Source organism: Sphingobium sp. TB-6, assembly GCF_012927365.1.
In the GTDB taxonomy this organism is placed as follows: Bacteria; Pseudomonadota; Alphaproteobacteria; order Sphingomonadales; family Sphingomonadaceae; genus Sphingobium.
This window is the reverse complement of the sequence record NZ_JABBGL010000019.1, coordinates 64,541-80,434: the sequence shown is the minus strand read 5'-3', so window position 1 is coordinate 80,434 and position 15,894 is coordinate 64,541. Positions and strand designations below refer to the sequence as shown.

Annotated in this window: 13 protein-coding genes; 4 read left to right on the top strand and 9 right to left on the bottom strand. The window is 58.4% G+C overall.

The window, feature by feature from the left end; genetic code table 11:
- Window positions 1–244: 244 nt before the first annotated feature.
- Complete coding sequence (locus tag HHL26_RS19810; protein ID WP_169576618.1) at window positions 245–1,153, top strand: tyrosine-type recombinase/integrase; 909 nt, start codon at window positions 245–247, stop codon at window positions 1,151–1,153.
- A 4-nt stretch (window positions 1,154–1,157) separates the two neighbouring features.
- The gene (locus tag HHL26_RS19805) at window positions 1,158–2,354 is read left to right on the top strand and encodes an IS91 family transposase (RefSeq protein WP_169576617.1); all 1,197 of its coding nucleotides are present in this window, start codon (window positions 1,158–1,160) and stop codon (window positions 2,352–2,354) included.
- 705 nt (window positions 2,355–3,059) lie between these two features.
- Here the strand turns inward: HHL26_RS19805 and HHL26_RS19800 are convergent.
- From HHL26_RS19800 to HHL26_RS19785, 4 genes are all read right to left on the bottom strand, one after another.
- Window positions 3,060–3,698 (bottom strand): MarC family protein, encoded by a 639-nt coding sequence (locus HHL26_RS19800; protein ID WP_240962528.1) that lies wholly within the window; start codon window positions 3,696–3,698, stop codon window positions 3,060–3,062.
- Window positions 3,698–4,279 carry an NADH dehydrogenase ubiquinone Fe-S protein 4 gene (locus HHL26_RS19795; RefSeq protein WP_169576616.1) on the bottom strand — a complete coding sequence of 194 codons (582 nt, stop codon included), beginning with the start codon at window positions 4,277–4,279 and terminating at the stop codon, window positions 3,698–3,700. Before HHL26_RS19795 ends, HHL26_RS19800 begins: the two co-directional genes overlap by 1 nt.
- 49 nt (window positions 4,280–4,328) lie before the next feature.
- Entirely contained in the window at window positions 4,329–4,850 is a 522-nt protein-coding gene (locus tag HHL26_RS19790) for an Hsp20/alpha crystallin family protein (protein ID WP_169576615.1), read from the bottom strand.
- Between the two features lie 94 nt (window positions 4,851–4,944).
- Entirely contained in the window at window positions 4,945–5,415 is a 471-nt protein-coding gene (locus tag HHL26_RS19785) for an Hsp20 family protein (protein ID WP_169576614.1), read from the bottom strand.
- A gap of 1,118 nt (window positions 5,416–6,533) precedes the next feature.
- Here HHL26_RS19785 and HHL26_RS19780 point away from each other — a divergent pair.
- Window positions 6,534–8,717, top strand: coding sequence for an EAL domain-containing protein (locus HHL26_RS19780; protein ID WP_169576613.1), 2,184 nt, complete (start codon window positions 6,534–6,536; stop codon window positions 8,715–8,717).
- Between the two features lie 138 nt (window positions 8,718–8,855).
- On the opposite strand, the gene HHL26_RS19775 is transcribed toward HHL26_RS19780, so the two are convergent.
- Both HHL26_RS19775 and HHL26_RS19770 read right to left on the bottom strand, forming a co-directional pair.
- A complete protein-coding gene (locus tag HHL26_RS19775; protein ID WP_169576626.1) occupies window positions 8,856–9,467 on the bottom strand; it encodes a response regulator in 612 nt (203 codons plus the stop codon).
- 63 nt (window positions 9,468–9,530) lie between these two features.
- Window positions 9,531–10,115, bottom strand: a complete 585-nt coding sequence (locus HHL26_RS19770; RefSeq protein WP_346765606.1) for a PilZ domain-containing protein — start codon at window positions 10,113–10,115, stop codon at window positions 9,531–9,533.
- Window positions 10,116–10,356: 241 nt separating this feature from the next.
- On the opposite strand from HHL26_RS19770, the gene HHL26_RS19765 reads away from it, so the two are divergent.
- Window positions 10,357–10,773 (top strand): BLUF domain-containing protein, encoded by a 417-nt coding sequence (locus tag HHL26_RS19765; RefSeq protein WP_169576612.1) that lies wholly within the window; start codon window positions 10,357–10,359, stop codon window positions 10,771–10,773.
- A gap of 113 nt (window positions 10,774–10,886) precedes the next feature.
- Here the strand turns inward: HHL26_RS19765 and HHL26_RS19760 are convergent, their stop codons facing one another.
- Genes HHL26_RS19760 through HHL26_RS19750 form a run of 3 tightly spaced genes read right to left on the bottom strand, consistent with a single transcriptional unit; the run spans window position 10,887 to window position 15,893 of the window.
- The gene (locus tag HHL26_RS19760) at window positions 10,887–11,264 is read right to left on the bottom strand and encodes a copper-binding protein (RefSeq protein ID WP_206377548.1); all 378 of its coding nucleotides are present in this window, start codon (window positions 11,262–11,264) and stop codon (window positions 10,887–10,889) included.
- A complete protein-coding gene (locus HHL26_RS19755; protein ID WP_169576610.1) occupies window positions 11,257–14,430 on the bottom strand; it encodes an efflux RND transporter permease subunit in 3,174 nt (1,057 codons plus the stop codon). The genes HHL26_RS19760 and HHL26_RS19755 overlap by 8 nt, the downstream gene beginning before the upstream one ends.
- Window positions 14,427–15,893: an efflux RND transporter periplasmic adaptor subunit gene (locus tag HHL26_RS19750; RefSeq protein WP_240962524.1), complete on the bottom strand. Its 1,467-nt coding sequence runs from the start codon at window positions 15,891–15,893 to the stop codon at window positions 14,427–14,429. Before HHL26_RS19750 ends, HHL26_RS19755 begins: the two co-directional genes overlap by 4 nt.
- Window position 15,894: the final 1 nt, after the last annotated feature.

The window sequence follows — 15,894 nt, the reverse complement described above, 5'->3', positions numbered from 1 at the left end:
GCGGCGATCAACTTGCATCGACCGCGTAGACGACCCTGTACCCGGCATACGCTTGGCAACAGTTATAAATGAATGAACGAACGAATGATTTGGCTGGCTTGACAGAGGGGCGATTAGACGACCCGCTGACGCGGGATCGGTGCCTGGACATAGGGCTGCCCCAATCGGGTGGAATGTCGCTTCGGTTGAGCCTCGTCGATCATAGGTAGAGCATCGCGCCTCCTTTCAGCCAAGGAGTCGAACGATGATTGATACCACTTTGGAGGTTCCCGCCAGCCCGCTGCGTCAGCGCCTGATCGACGACATGAACATGCGCGAATTCACGCGGGAGACCCAGCGCAATTATATTCGCGATGTTGCGCGGTTTGCCGCCTGGCTCGGTCGCCCTCCCGATACAGCGACGGCAGAGGATCTGCGTCAGTTCCAGATCGACCAGCGAGAGATTGGGGTCGGCGCACCTACGATGAACAGCATCGTCGCAGCGTTGCGCTTTTTCTTCACGCATACCATCGACCGGCCCGACCTTGCCCGCAAGCTCTACAAGGTGAAGCATCCCCGTTCCTTGCCCGTCGTTCTCAGTCCTGATGAGGTTGCGCGGCTGCTCGAAGCGACGACGTCCCTCAAACACCTGGCAGCTCTGTCCGTAGCCTACGGTGCCGGCCTTCGTGCCGCTGAGGTGACGATGCTCAAGGTCCGCGATATCGACAGTGAGCGTATGCTGATCAGGGTCGAACGTGGGAAAGGCGGCCGATATCGCAACGCGATCCTGCCCGCTGATCTGCTCACCTTGTTGCGCGAGTGGTGGAAGGTTGGCCGGGCGCAGGGCGTCATGCATGCCGATGGCTGGCTATTCCCGGGACTGCATTATCTCAAGCCGCTCAGCACGCGGCAGCTTCAGCGCATTGTCGTTGATGCGGCACATGCGGCAGGTATCACCAAGCGGGTTGGCCCACACACGCTGAGGCACAGCTTTGCGACGCATCTGCTGGAGGACGGGGTAAACATCCGCGTTATCCAGGCATTACTGGGCCATGCGAACCTGAGCACGACGGCGTTCTACACTAAAGTCGCGACCCGAACCGCGCGCGCCGTCATCAGCCCGCTCGACCGGTTAGCTATCTGCGGTCCGAAACCGGTGGCGCCTGACGGCTGAGCCGATGCGCGCGTCATTTGAGGTCGCCGACATCTTCCGCACTGCTGGGCCCGCCTATCGCGCAATCCATGCCAGGCACCTGAGCTTCATCCAGCTAAAGGTCATGACGGCGATCGAGAACTACCGCACCGCTGCATTGGGCGGCCACGTCGAGGCCTGCGAAGACTGCGGGCACTGGCGGATCGCCTATAATAGCTGTGGGAATCGGCACTGCCCGAAATGCCAGGGCGCGGCTGCGCGCTCCTGGCTTGCCGAGCGCGAAGCCGACCTGCTGCCGGTCGGATACTTCCATGTTGTCTTCACGCTCCCTGCCGAGGTCGCCCCCGTCGCGCTCCAGAACAAGGCGGTGGTTTACGATCTGCTGTTCCGGGCGGCATCGGAAACAATGCTGACCATTGCCGCTGATCCCAGGCACTTGGGTGCCCGGATCGGCATCACCGCCGTGCTCCACACGTGGGGCTCGGCTCTGACGCACCATCCCCATGTCCATATGGTTGCGCCGGGCGGCGGCATCGCGCTTGACGGGACGCGCTGGATATCCTCGCGTCCCGCCTTCCTCCTGCCGGTGCGCGTCCTGGGCAAGCTGTTCCGCCGCCTGTTCCTGACCCGCCTGGTCCAGCTTTATGACGCCGGGAAGCTTGCGTTTTACGGATCGCTGGTATCACTCACCGATCGACGGGCCTTCCTGCGCCATCTGGCTCCGGTGAGGAAGAATCCATGGGTAGTCTATGCCAAGCCCCCGTTCTCTGGTCCTGAGGCCGTCCTGGCCTATCTTTCGCGCTACACCCATCGGATCGCCATCTCGAACCGGCGGCTGATCAGCTTCGACGAAACCGGCATTACATTCCGCTACAAGGACTACCGGCGCGACGGGCCTGAACGTCAGAGTGTCATGACGCTCAACACCGACGAGTTTATCCGCAGGTTCCTGACCCATGTCTTGCCCCGCGGCTTCCACCGCATCCGCCACTATGGCCTGCTCGCCAGTTCATCGCGCAAGACCAGTCTCGCGCGCGCCCGTGAACTGCTCGATGTTATCCCACCCCCGCTCAGGGAGGATGAACCGGAAAATCCTGTAGGCCTGCGTCTGCCCTGTCCCTGCTGCGGTGGGCGCATGATCATCATCGAAACCTTCGAACGCTGGCGACAACCGCGGGCACCGCCGAGCATCAAGGTACCGATCCGGGAGATCGCGCCGTGACCTGGCATGGCCTGCCTTCAACCAATCCCGCGAGCACCATGAAGCGGGAAATCGTGATGCGCGTGCCGAGCATTATCCTTATCCCGACTTACCCCACCCATGGCCCCCGATCGTGCCGATCAAGCTTCCTGAGCCGCTTAAAATACGCTCCGCCTACATCGACCGCATCGCTCGGCAGCAGCGGTTCCGCCAATCCCGACAGCCGCCAAAATCCGAAATCCCCATAGCCCATCGCCTGGACCACCGCGGGTCGTACATGTCAGGCTTTCGTACGCCTGCTGGCGCCCGAAACCCATAGACTTTTTGGTCTGTCCGCTTCGGGGGACGGGGTCCACTATTGCTGCCGTTCGCGAGACAGTTCGAATGCCTGCATGTTGCCGCTGGTGTCGCTCAGCGAGAATAGTGATCCTCCATAAGGCTGCCGCCGGCTGTGAAGTTCCCTCAGCTATGTGTGCTGCAGCAGGTTACGCAACGGGACGAATTGGGGAACGCCGGGTCCTCGATGCCGATTCCATAATGCCGCAAGGGTGGCGGCCCAGGCCTGTAGGACCGCCACATGTATGCCCGCGTCATCAATCGCGGGCTAAATGCGCTGGATCAATAGTCGCCAAGCCCCGTCAAAGGCGCGGGGGCGGACGAAAGAGTCCGCCAAAACAGCATTAGTCCGACAACCCCTGCCAAGCTGCGCTACGGTGAAAGGACCGGTCAACGCGCGAGAAATGGCGCAGCCGCAAGGCCGTCGAATATGAACTGGATGGCGAGACCGGCGAGAAGGACGCCAGAGATGCGACTCACCACGTCGGCCCCGGTGCTGCCGAGCAGTCGAACAAGACGGTCCGCGGCCAGCATTGCCAGCCAGGTCAGCAGCGCACAGACGATGATCATGCCTAGCACGCCGCCGGCTTCCACTAGGTTGTTGGTACGGCCCATGACGAGCACCGCCGCCGACAGGCTGCCAGGGCCTGCGATCAAGGGAAATGCCAATGGGAATACCGCGATATCACGGGGCTGTTCGGCTTCGTGGCGCTCACCTTCGCTGATCGACGACAGCCCTGGGCTCGAGAAGGTGAGCGTTAAAGCCTGGAGGAAAAGGAGCACGCCGCCCGCGACCCGGAAGGCAGGCAACGAGATGTGCAGCAGCGAGAGGACGATGCCGCCGGCAAGCGCAAAAAGCAGGAGGACGGAGGCGGCTATCATAACGGATCGAGCAGCAAGGCTGATCCGGTCGCTGCGGTGAATGCCGGAAGTCAGGCCGGCGAAAACGACTGCCGTCTCGACCGGACCGATCGTCACGAGCAGGGTAATAAAGCTCGAAAGAATGCCAGGTGGCGTGTGCATGATCATCACGTCTGAATTGTCCCGTGGGAGAGTGACGGGGCGGAAGCGGCATTCGCGCGGTTCCCGGCGATCGTTCTTCCGCGCTGATGTTGGCAGTTGGAAATCTGTTCTGCTGAACCGACTGCCGATGACCGCATGGCATGATCGTCCCACCGAGCCATAGCGAGCAGATATTCGCTGCAGAGTTGCGCATGGAGACCGGTGGGCCAGCAGCATAGTCGCGGCGGCACTTCGCCGGTCAGACAAGCCCGCACCCACCGACGCAGATCCGGCGATCCCTGCAAATCGAAGGGCACGCCCTCGCGCCGGCAATGGCGCGAGGCCGCTTCGAGGTCAGGAAAGTGAAGCTCGATCTGCGTGAGCAGATCGCCCCCGCCCGTCCACCCGGTCAGCGGATCGACGACGCGCGCGCGCCAGCGCATGGCGAAACGCAGGCGCCATGTTCCTACGCGCGCCCGACCGATCTGGTTGACCGGGAGCGACACGGGCTCGATGATAGCCAAGACATCGGACGGCAATGCGCTCGTATAGCTTGGGCCGGACTTGCAATTGCCATTGGCTGCGATCGCCCCGACCTCCCGCACCATCCCGGGCGGTTTAGGGCTGGGCCCGGGACCGAAGTCCCGGGCCTGACTTTCATGCCTCCTTGCCATTGACGGGGATGCGGCGGATATTTTCGTTCGCCGCCTCCGTCTTCGGCACGGTGACAGTCAGCACGCCGTTCTTGAAGCTAGCGTGCGCCTGGTCGCGGTCGACGCCCTTCGGCAGGCCAATGCGTCGTTCGAAGCGTCCATAACTGCGCTCGGTATAGCCGCGATCCTTGTCCTCGACCTCAGACGTCTTCTCCCCGCGCAGCGTAAGCGCGCCATCCTCGACGGTGATCTCAAAGTCCTTTTCTTCAAGACCGGGAAGTTCGGCCGTGACTCGGATTTCCTTATCGGTCTCAGCCAGTTCGAGGTTCGGCCACGACAGACCGCGGTCGAACCCGGCAAGCGACGGCACACCGAAACCGCGAAAGACGTCGTCGAACAACCGGTTCACCTCGCGGTGGAGCGAGAGCAGCGGGTGGGTATCATTGTCGCGGTCGCGCTCCGCGCTGACCGGGACGGGAAGCCGGTTTTCCTGCCGGTTCCAAGGAATGAAGTCACGAATGGCCACAGATAATCTCCTTTCTTTGACGATGGGCAGAACCTGCCGGGCGCCGCCCGCTGGGTTGCAGGCGGCGGTGCCGGCAGGCCGGGTGTAACGTGGGTTAGGCAGCCTCGCCGACTGTATCGCCTCCGCCAATGCGATCACTAGCGGCCAGGCCAGGGCTGATGGCGATCCGGCGTGGTTTCATCGCCTCAGGCACGACGCGCTTGAGCGCGATGCTGAGCAAGCCGTTCTCGAAGCTGGCTTCTCCTGCTTCGATGAAGTCGGCAAGCTGGAAGCGTCGCTCAAATGGACGCATGGCGACCCCGCGATGGAGATACTCGCCCTTGCCGTCGTCTTCGGCATGCCTGCCGGTGACGGTGAGCAAATTCTGCTGTGCCACCACCTCAATGTCGTTGGGACGGAAACCAGCGACCGCCAGCGTGATGCGATAACTGTCCTCGCCATCTTTGAGGATGTCAAAGGGTGGGTAACCTTCGTCCTCCCGCGCACCTGCTTCAAGCAGGTTGAAGAGTCGATCAAAGCCCACGGTCGAACGCCGATAGGGCGTGAAGTCGAAGTTATTTCTCATTTCCAAATCCTCCTACGAAGCGATCTGGGCATGAGCGGCGCCGGAGAGAGCCGGCGCTCTCATGTGTCCCACCGGACCCGGTTCGGCGTCCGGCGGGTAGGAATTTAGGAGGTCATCCACCGCTTTCAAGAGGTATTTTTCTCACCTCGCTCTGCAGTGCGCCCGCAATTGGCCGTCTAGGATTTATTCCGGCGAACATTATGTTACGCGAACGAAACGGGCGTGGCAGGCGTTGGCTGCTTGGCGTTCGTCATGCGGGGCCACTTCATTCTCACTGCTGCGCTAGAAACCATCGATCGTCCTACATGATCTTCTCACCACAGCTCCTTATTGGGTGGAAACGGCCACCGAAGCGGCCGACAAGTCCAAGCGGTAAGTGCAATGCACAACCAGGATACCGGGTTAGTGACAGTCAAATTCCATATAATGCGCATACCGTAAAAATACGGTCAGACTAATGCCAGCTCATTTAACCTTTTTACACTTAAAATCTCTTGAAGCATTCACTGACTCTATGTGGTAAATATTTATTATCTATATATTTGACAATTGATGAAAATATCCACTGACGAGTTGAATAATTGGTAAAATATTATGTCCATTTTATCCGAGACAGCCTACAAGAGAGTTTCTCTAAAGGATTTATTTTCAGAGAAAATGCGAAAAAATTTTGATAGTGACTCGGTCGAAAATTTTGAGAACCATAATATCGATGATTGCGGGTATAGATCTCAAGTTATTATTGAAAGATCAATTAACCGCATTAGAAAAGAAAGAACAATTAAAATCTATCATAAGATAGATAGCTATCGTGAATAATGATCATGTTTATTTGACAAAAACATCTTAAAAAATAATATTTATAATATCGCTATGCCGGAATGTAATTGGCACTTTGTCTACGGCAGTGGACGGATTTCCCGCCGATCAAGCGCTTTCCCCAGGCGACTTCACTCGCCCTCCCGGTTTCGGCAACCACAAAGGATTGGAGAGAAGCTTACTGTCCCGGCGCAACGGGGCGGAGGGGTTCAAGCGTCAACTGACGCGCCGGGTATCGAAAGTCGCGCCTTTACCGGTCGCTTACCAAGTTGATTTAAGGCAGATGTGAGGGAGTTTCTATGCGGTGTCCTGATTCGATTGCCGGTGAAGGTGAGCGCCTGCTGTCGCTCGCCGACTATGGCCTTGTTGCAGGCGTCGAGCTTCCAAGCCTAACTCCCATTGTCGAAATGGCGACCCAAATCTTTGGAGTCCCTGCCGCCGCCGTTAACATGATCGGCACAGATCATGCGTTTCTTATCGCAAACGCCGGGGTCGGAGAGTGCGACATGGGCCGCGATATATCTTTTTGTGCCCATGCAATCACTCAGGATGACGTGCTGGTTATTGCGGACGCCACGCTGGACGTGCGGTTTCACGACAATCCCCTCGTGACCAGCGACAAAATTCGTTTCTATGCCGGTACACCGATCAAGACGCCGTCCGGACATGCTCTGGGAGCTCTCTGCATCATCGATTCCAGTCCGCGCTCTGAATTTAGCGAGGAGGATCGCAGTCGCCTTCGGGATCTTGCGCGATTGGTTACCGACAGACTCGAACTACGCCGCCTTGAAGTTGCGATGAAGATGCATTTGTCCGATCTTGAAGTTTGCGCCAGCGCTTCCCGGAAGGCGATAATCTGCATCGACCGCACCCGCAAAATTGTGATTTGCAATGATAGTGCTGCCAATTTGTTCGGATATGCACCGGAAGAAATCTACATGAAGCCGGTCGACCTGCTCATCGACGACGATGATCGGCAAATCTTTTCCCGAGCCCTGGACGGATATGTGGACAGAATCCATCTGGGTGACAGGGAATTCAGCACATACATTGCGAAGCGATGTGACGGCTCAAAATTTAAGATTGAACTCATCTGGACGACGACCAAATTTGCTGATGAAATTTACGTCAGCGCGATTGTTAATGATCTTTCATTTTGTACCGAAGACGGAGGAATTTTTGAGCGGATAGCCAATTATGACTTGCTAACAAGTCTCCCAAATCGGAACTTATTTTACAAAACTGTGAATAATTCCATAGATAATAATGAAAAATTCTCCATTATCTCTGTCGATCTGCACGGTATCAAAGATGTCAACATCGCACTTGGCTATAATTCTGGTGATTCTATATTGCGCGATGCCGCAAGAAGAATGGTCGATTGCACACAGGGCAATGCGACAATCTCACGGATCAGTGGAGACGAATTTGCAATTCTCCTTCCAGGCGTTAGCAGTGAAAAATATTTGAATAATATTGCAAGTTTTATAATAGAATCCGTAAATCAGCCTATGTTCGTTTCTGGGGGTGAGACCAGAATTTCAGCAAATTGTGGCGTTGTCATTTATCCTCACCACGGGGAAACATTGGAAAGCCTGATTGGCAATGCAGATCTGGCCTTGCGCCATGCCAAATCTGAAAGACTTGGAACGTCATTTATTTTCCACCCATCACTCCGCAGTGAGGCTGTCGCCCGCCGGTTGTTCGCCACAGAACTCCATCATGCCTTGGAAAAAGAGGAATTTAGTCTCGTCTTCCAGCCGCAGATCAGATTGAGCGACAATTCCCTGGTCGGCGCGGAGGCTCTTCTGCGATGGCGCCATCCGGTGCGCAACATGCTGCAGCCGGCGGCATTCCTTCCTGCACTGGAAAGTAGCCCGATTGCGGCGGATGTAGGCACGATGGTCCTCAGAAAAGCCTGCGCGCAGGCAGTTGAGTGGCGCAAATTTGCGCCAGCTTTTCGGATTGGCGTCAACTTATTTGCGGCACAGTTTGAGGCGGGGAATCTTCCTTCAGTCATTCGAGACGCGCTAAAGGAGAGCGGGCTCGATCCTGAAGCCATTGAAATAGAAATCACAGAGAATATCGCTCTTGATTGCAAAGATGACATCATTGACCAGCTCAATGCAATAAGGGATATGGGGGTTAATATTTCATTTGATGACTTTGGTACTGGATATGCATCCCTCAATTTTCTCAAATATTATCCAATTAATCGTATCAAGATAGATAAGGAATTTACCCGTTCTCTACAGCATTCTGAAGCCGACAGGACTATTGTGAGCTCTCTGATCGAACTTTCCCATCGATTAGGCTACTCCGTCATTGCCGAAGGGATCGAAAACGAGGAGCAATTGTCATTTCTACGCGAGCATGCATGTGAAGATGGCCAAGGATATTTATTTGGTCAGCCCATGGATGCGGATCTATTTTCCGAGAAATATCGATTGGCTGATCGGATTTCATTAAATAGACGCGCATAATTATACGATTTTTCGAAGATGATTTCGTTTATTTATATCATATATTTCGATATAATATAATGATGCTGATAATAAGGAACATAAGAATGGCAATGAATTTTTTGGCTGATCGGTTGTCGATCATATATAATTAAATCCTCATTCTAATCCCGCCTCACTAATTTCCCGTAATACATCGTCAAACCGCTTTGCGCCGAATTTTTTCATGATTCTGGCCCGATGCATCTCTACCGTTCTCAGGCTGAGGTTGAATTCCTCCGCGACCATGCGGTTATTCCTATGGGAGCCCAATGCCCTCATAATATCCAGTTCTCTTGTCGTGAGACTGTGCAGATGAACCTCGGCACGATCCTTCCGTTCCTGAGCCTCAATTCTGCCCTGGTGAAGGGTTTGCGTACTTGCTAGCATTTTCAAGAGATGGTGATCGGTAAAAGGCTTTTCCAGGAAATCGACCGCTCCTCGCTTGATCACCTTGACCGCTGTCGGGATATCGCCATTGGCCGCCATTACAATCACAGGAATGTCCTGACGCCGCGATAGGGGATCTGCTATTGTAGGAACCCCGTTCATTTCGATAAGGCGCAATTCCAGCAACGCAATGCCAGGAGCGAGATAGCTCATCGCCTCGCCAAAATCTGATCCGGTGGAAAAGGGAGTCGGCGCAAATTTTTGGCCGCGCAGCAATCTCACCAGATGTTGGCGCATTCTGGTGTCGTCGTCCACAACATAGATTGGGCACGGACTATCCATCGCAATAACGCTGTTTCTTTCTTTTCGCTCAACACGTGACAGGCAGAAAAGTTGCAACTCCGCTTATTCCAGAGGCTTACGGGGCGGCTCAAAGAACAGGCCAGCCATGCCCCCGGCAGACCATTGCACCCGTCCCAGACGTACTGCACTGTCGCGGCTCTTCACCAGCAAACGCATTCCCTCGGGGAGTTCACAGCCAACTTCAATCATCATGCCCTCGACCGACATGTTGCGAATGGTGCCAGGCAATACGGGAGCTGAGGTTATGAGCGTTGCTGGCAGGGTAACCGGCACACGATGCTCGCGAGGCGGATGATTCTGAGATGATGTGTCTGGATCAATTTCGATCCCGTCAATCCAGAGAAGTGGCTCCTCCATCAGCAGGCCGCACCTGGTGCCCTTTACCCAACGGACCTCGGCGCTTCGAAAGCTCTGCCCGTCGAAACTCACATGAACCTGCTGGAGCAACCCAAGGACGAGGACGCATTGGCAGCTCAGGCCAGAGTGCGAAACATTCTCGACGGAGAGGCCGACTTCGTCTTGGACAGGATAGAGCAGCGCAGACTTGAACACGGTCTTTCGGGTATGCCGACGCTGCTCCGGACACCCCCGGGGTGAAGTCGGATTTTTACCATTGTCTTCAGCCACCCACCTCTCCTGCGATGTTGCGCGCTTGATAAGAACGGATTCTTGCGGGCTTGTTATCCACGCGTACGGTATTTTTACCGTAATATGCGCCAAGCCCATGTTAACCTTCATTGGCTACCCTGAGGGCCTTCGATCACCGATGCCTCCCCCGAGGCCCGGTAGTTGTAAAGGCGAGGTGCATTACTGGTCCCCACCATGCACCTCGCCTTTACTTTCTTTTACAACCGTCATACAGTCGCGCATGTTTGCGCGATGGTTCTATATAAGCACGAGCCGGCTTGACGAGATCGACACCGAAGAATGCATCCGGGAAATCGTTAACGTCTCTATTCCTCGCAATCGTTCGCTTGAAGTGACCGGTGCTCTTCTTTTTACAGGGCGAAACTTCGTCCAGTATTTGGAAGGAACACCTACGGCGATCGAAGAATTGAAAGCCAGCATTCTTCAAGACCCCCGGCATGAAAATGTCAGAACTATAGCGTCTGGAGAATATTCTCACCGGCGGTTTGTCACTTGGTCTCTTGCCTACGCCGGGCCTTCGCAATTCGTCGCTAATATAGTCGATCGTGCATCAGAGGACGCCTTGCAGGGTAGCGGAGAGCAGATTGAAGCGCTCGCCCAATTATTGGCGGAATTCTCCATTCGAGGAAGGAGCTGATCGGCGAAAGCTGCGACACGTGTGTTGACCTCAAGGCGTTGATGGAGCCCTGGCCCGCGGCAGGCACCTGACGGTTGAATGGGAGCCACGCTCTGGCCCGGCTCCCATGGTCTTCATTTCTTGCTGATTGCCGTGATCTCGCCGGCTCCGCCTTCGAGCTTGAGATCAAAATCCACGGCGTCGCCTACCTTGATGCTGTCGATGAGCGCGGGCGAGGCCTTGAACGCCATGGTCATGGCAGGCCAGCCCGCCTCGGCAATCGGGCCATGATCGAGGGTGATGGTGCCTGCTGCCTTGTCGACGGCGGTCACCTTGCCGGCGCCTTTGGCCATTTTGTCGCCGGGGGTCATCGCCATATTGCCCATATCATTACCCATCGCGTTCATCGCTGCGGCAGCCGGCGCGATGCCGTTCGCTGCGCCCGTCTCATTGGTCCCGGATTTTGGACCGCAGGCGGCGAGCAGCAAGGTGAGGCCAAGAGCCTTAAACATAGATGACCGCATTATCGTCTCCTTTCGTGTTGGACTGGTGGGAAGAATGATCCGGCCATCGCTGCCGCAGCAGCAGATAGGCGGCCGGGATGACGAACATCGACAGCAGGGGCGCGGTCAGCATGCCGCCGACCATGGGCGCTGCGATACGGCTCATGACCTCCGAACCCGCGCCCGATCCCAGCAGGATCGGCATCAGACCGGCGATGATCACGGCGACCGTCATCGCCTTGGGCCGCACACGAAGAACGGCGCCCTCGCGAACGGCCCCGGCGACATCCTCCTGGGAGGGGTTGCTGCCGCGCGCCACAAGCGCGTGCTTGAGGTAGAGGAGCATAATCACGCCAAATTCGGCGGCGACCCCGGCAAGAGCGATGAACCCGACCCCGGTGGCGACCGACTGGTGATAGCCCAGCAGGTAGAGGATCCAGATGCCGCCCGTGAGCGCGAAGGGCAAAGATCCCATGATCAGCAGTGCTTCGTCGACCCTGCGGAAGATGAGGTAAAGCAGCAGGAAGATGATCGCGAGTGTGGCGGGCACCACGATCTTCAGCCTCTCCAGCGCCCGCTGGAGATATTCGAACTGCCCGGAATAGGCGATGCTGACGCCCGGCGAGAGCTTTACGTCCCGCGTAACGGCATGCTGGAGATCATCCACCACGGACGCAAGGTCACGCTCCCGCACATCGACATAGACCCAGGTGGAGGGCCTGCCATTCTCCGTCTTGAGCATGGGCGGCCCATCGGTGATCGCGATGCGGGCAACCGTGCCCAGTGTGATCTGCTGCCCCGATGGTGTCAGTAACGGTAGGGCACGTAGTGCGTCAGGATTGTCGCGCAGCTCGCGGGGATAGCGCACGCTGATCGGATAGCGGGCAAGCCCTTCGACGGTCTGCCCGATATTTTCGCCACCAATCGCGCCCGAGACGATCGCCTGGACGTCCGCGATATTGAGCCCATAGCGGGCTGCCGCTGCCCGATCGATGTCGACATCGACATAGCGACCGCTGGTCGACCGTTCGGCCAGCGCAGAGCTGACCCCTGGCACGGCCTTGGCAACCCCTTCGATCTGCCGCGCGATGCGGTCGATGGTCGCAAGGTCAGCGCCCGACACCTTGATCCCGATCGGACTCTTGATGCCGGTCGCCAGCATGTCGATCCGGTTTCGGATGGGCGGCACCCAGATATTGGCAAGGCCCGGCACCTTCACGGCGCGATCCAGTTCATCGACCAGCCTCTGAGGTGTTATGCCGGGCCGCCACTGGTCGCGGGGCTTGAATCGGATGGTGGTTTCGAACATTTCCAGCGGGGCCGGATCGGTGGCGCTCTCGGCGCGACCCGCCTTGCCGAACACGCTCTGCACCTCCGGCACGGATTTGATCATCCGGTCGGTCTGCTGGAGCAGTTCGGCCGCCTTGGCAGCCGAGAGGCCCGGTAATGCTGACGGCATGTAGAGCAGATCGCCCTCGTTCATGGCAGGCAGGAACTCGCCGCCCAGCCGGGACAGCGGCCAGGCCGTGGTCAGGAACACAAGCGCGGCGATCAGGAGTGTGGCCTTGGGCCGCTTGATGACCCAGTCGATGGCGGGCCGATAGGCGGCGGTCAGTATCCGGTTGACCGGATTGGCCTGTTCGGAGGGGATTTTGCCCCGGATAAGCCAGCCCATCAGCACCGGCACAAGCGTCACCGAAAGGATCGCGGCTGCCGCCATCGTATAGGTCTTGGTAAAGGCTAGCGGCGCGAACAGCCGCCCCTCCTGCGCCTGCAAGGTGAATACGGGCACGAAAGAGAGCGTGATGATGAGCAGCGAGAAGAAGAGCGCTGGCCCGACCTCGCAGGTCGCTCTGGTGATGACCGACCAGCGTTCGGCCCCTTCCAGCGTCTCTCCCGGATGGTCATGCGTCCAGCGCTCTATCTGCTTATGGGCATTCTCGATCATGACGATCGCGGCGTCGACCATGGCGCCGATGGCGATGGCGATGCCGCCCAGCGACATGATGTTTGCATTGACGCCCTGCAAGCGCATCACGACGAACGCGGCCAGCACCCCCAGCGGCAGGGTCGCTATGGCGACCAGGGCCGAGCGGACATGCCAGAGGAAAAGCGCACAGATGATGGCGACGACGACAAATTCCTCGATGAGCTTGTGGGTGAGATTGTCGATGGCGGCGTCGATGAGCTGCGAGCGGTCATAGGTGGGAACGATCGCGACGCCGCGCGGCAGGCTCTTCTTGAGCTGCTCCAGTCGGCCGCGTACCGCCTCGATCGTGGCCCGCGCATCGGCGCCTGACCGGAGGATTACCACGCCGCCCGCGACCTCGCCGTCGCCATCCAGTTCGGCAATTCCCCGGCGCATTTCCGGACCGATCTGGATCGTCGCGACATCGCCCAAGCGCACCGGGATGCCGCCGGTCGTGGTCCGCAGCACAATGGCTTGAAAATCGTCAAGCGACCGGAGATAGCCCGAAGCCCGGACCATATATTCCGCCTCGCCCAGTTCGAGAACCGACCCGCCCGCTTCCTGATTGGCCTTGCGGATGGCCTCGACGGTCTCGGCATGGGTCACGCCATAGCCGGCGAGCTTCACCGGATCGAGCACGACCTGATATTGCCGGACCATCCCGCCGATGCTGGCGACCTCCGCGACGCCGGGAACGCTTTTGAGTTCATAGCGCAGGAACCAGTCCTGGAGCGATCGGAGTTGCGAGAGATCATGGCCTCCGGTGCGGTCGACCAGCGCATATTCATAGACCCAGCCGACGCCGGTGGCATCCGGACCGATGGCGCTCCGAGCCGTTTCGGGAAGCCGACCCTGGACCTGATTGAGATATTCCAGAACGCGCGAGCGCGCCCAATAAAGGTCGGTCCCTTCCTCGAAGATCACATAGACGAAGCTGTCGCCAAAGAAGGAATAGCCGCGCACCGTCCGCGCGCCCGGCACCGACAGCATGGTGGTGGCGAGCGGATAGGTGACTTGATTTTCGACGATCTGCGGCGCTTGGCCGGGATAGCTGGTGCGGATGATGACCTGTGTGTCGGAAAGGTCCGGCAACGCATCGACCGGGGTCTGCCGCACGGCCCAGAGCCCGGCGAACAGCAGCGCCAATATTCCGAGCATGACGAACAGCCGGTTGCGCACCGACCAATGGATGAGGCGACCGATCATCGACGCGCCTCCCGCGCCATGGTCCGGATCGTCGGTCCCTGCGCGGTCTGGTCGAAGCTGAAGCGGGCTTGGTCCCCAATCTTGAAGCCATGAGCCTGACCGGGACTGGCCAAGTGGAAGGTCATCGTCATCGCGGGCCATTGCAGCGCGGGAACGGGTTCATGGCTGAAAGTGATCCTGTCGGCGGCAATGCTGTCGATCCGGCCCCTCGTTGTGTAGGCACCCAAGGGTTGCGCCGTCGGCGCCGAGGCTGACGCCGCCGCTATCGGCCGTGCCTTCACGCCCGAAAGACTGGCCTCGGAATCGAGCAAGAATTGCCCAGAGGCAACGACTTTCTCCCCATGCGCCAGCCCGGCAAGGATTTCGGTCTGCTCTCCCGCTTCAACACCGGTGCGAACCTCAGCAGGCTGATAGCGCCCACCCGGCAGCGCGAGCATGACCAGTGTGCGCGTGCCGGTGCGGATCACCGCCTCTGAGGGAACCAAAAGCGCCTGATGGTCTGATCCCCCCAGATCGACGGAGGCGAACATGCCAGGGTGCAGCCTTCCTCCGTGATTGGCGAGTTCGATCCGAACCGTGAGCGTTCGACTGTCCGCGGCGACGCTGGGCAGAATGGCGGCGATGCGTCCTGTGAAGCGCTCTCCGGGATAAGCAGCGAGCGTCGCGCTCGCGGCCTGACCTAGCCGAACTTTTCCTGCGACATTTTCGGGAACGGCGGCATTGAGCCAGACCGAGCCAAAGCCATTGACCTCGGCCAAAGTCTGGCCTGCGGCGACGGTCATACCGGCGCGGACGCCAAGCGCTTTGATTGTCCCCCCTACCGGCGTGGAAACCGTCACGACCGTCTGGGCGCGGCCGGTGCGATTGACCGACGCGATCGTTCCGGCCGGCATGCCGAGCAAGGTGAGCCGCTGGCGTGCGGCGCGCGTGAGGGCTGCGTCGCCGATCCGGCGGACCGCAAGATATTCCGCCTGCGCGCCTGCCCATTCCGGCACCAATATGGCAGCCAGCGGCGCGCCTGCTGCGATCATGTCCCCCGGTGCGTGGCCATAGACTTGGGTCACAAATCCTGCCGCCCGCGCCTGCACGATCGCGACATCCCGCTCGTTGAAGTCAATCGTGCCGGTTGCGGTGATGCTTGAGGAAAGGCTACCCATCCGAACTTCGGCGACGCGAAGGCCTAGCGACTGGGTTCGCGCCGGATCGATGGCCATGCCGGGCTGATCCTCGCCCTCACCGGCATATTTGGGGACAAGTGCCATGTCCATGAAGGGGGACTTACCAGGCTTGTCGAAATGCTGGCTAGGCACCATCGGATCATACCAGTAGAGGATTTTGCGGCCCGTCTCGGTTGTTGAGGGAGGCGCGTCCATTTGGCTCCAGCGGGCCAGCCCATAGCCCAGCGCGCCGGCGGCAAGGGCCAGGGCAGCGCCGCCCAGGACGAGCTCGCTTCGGAGTGTCATA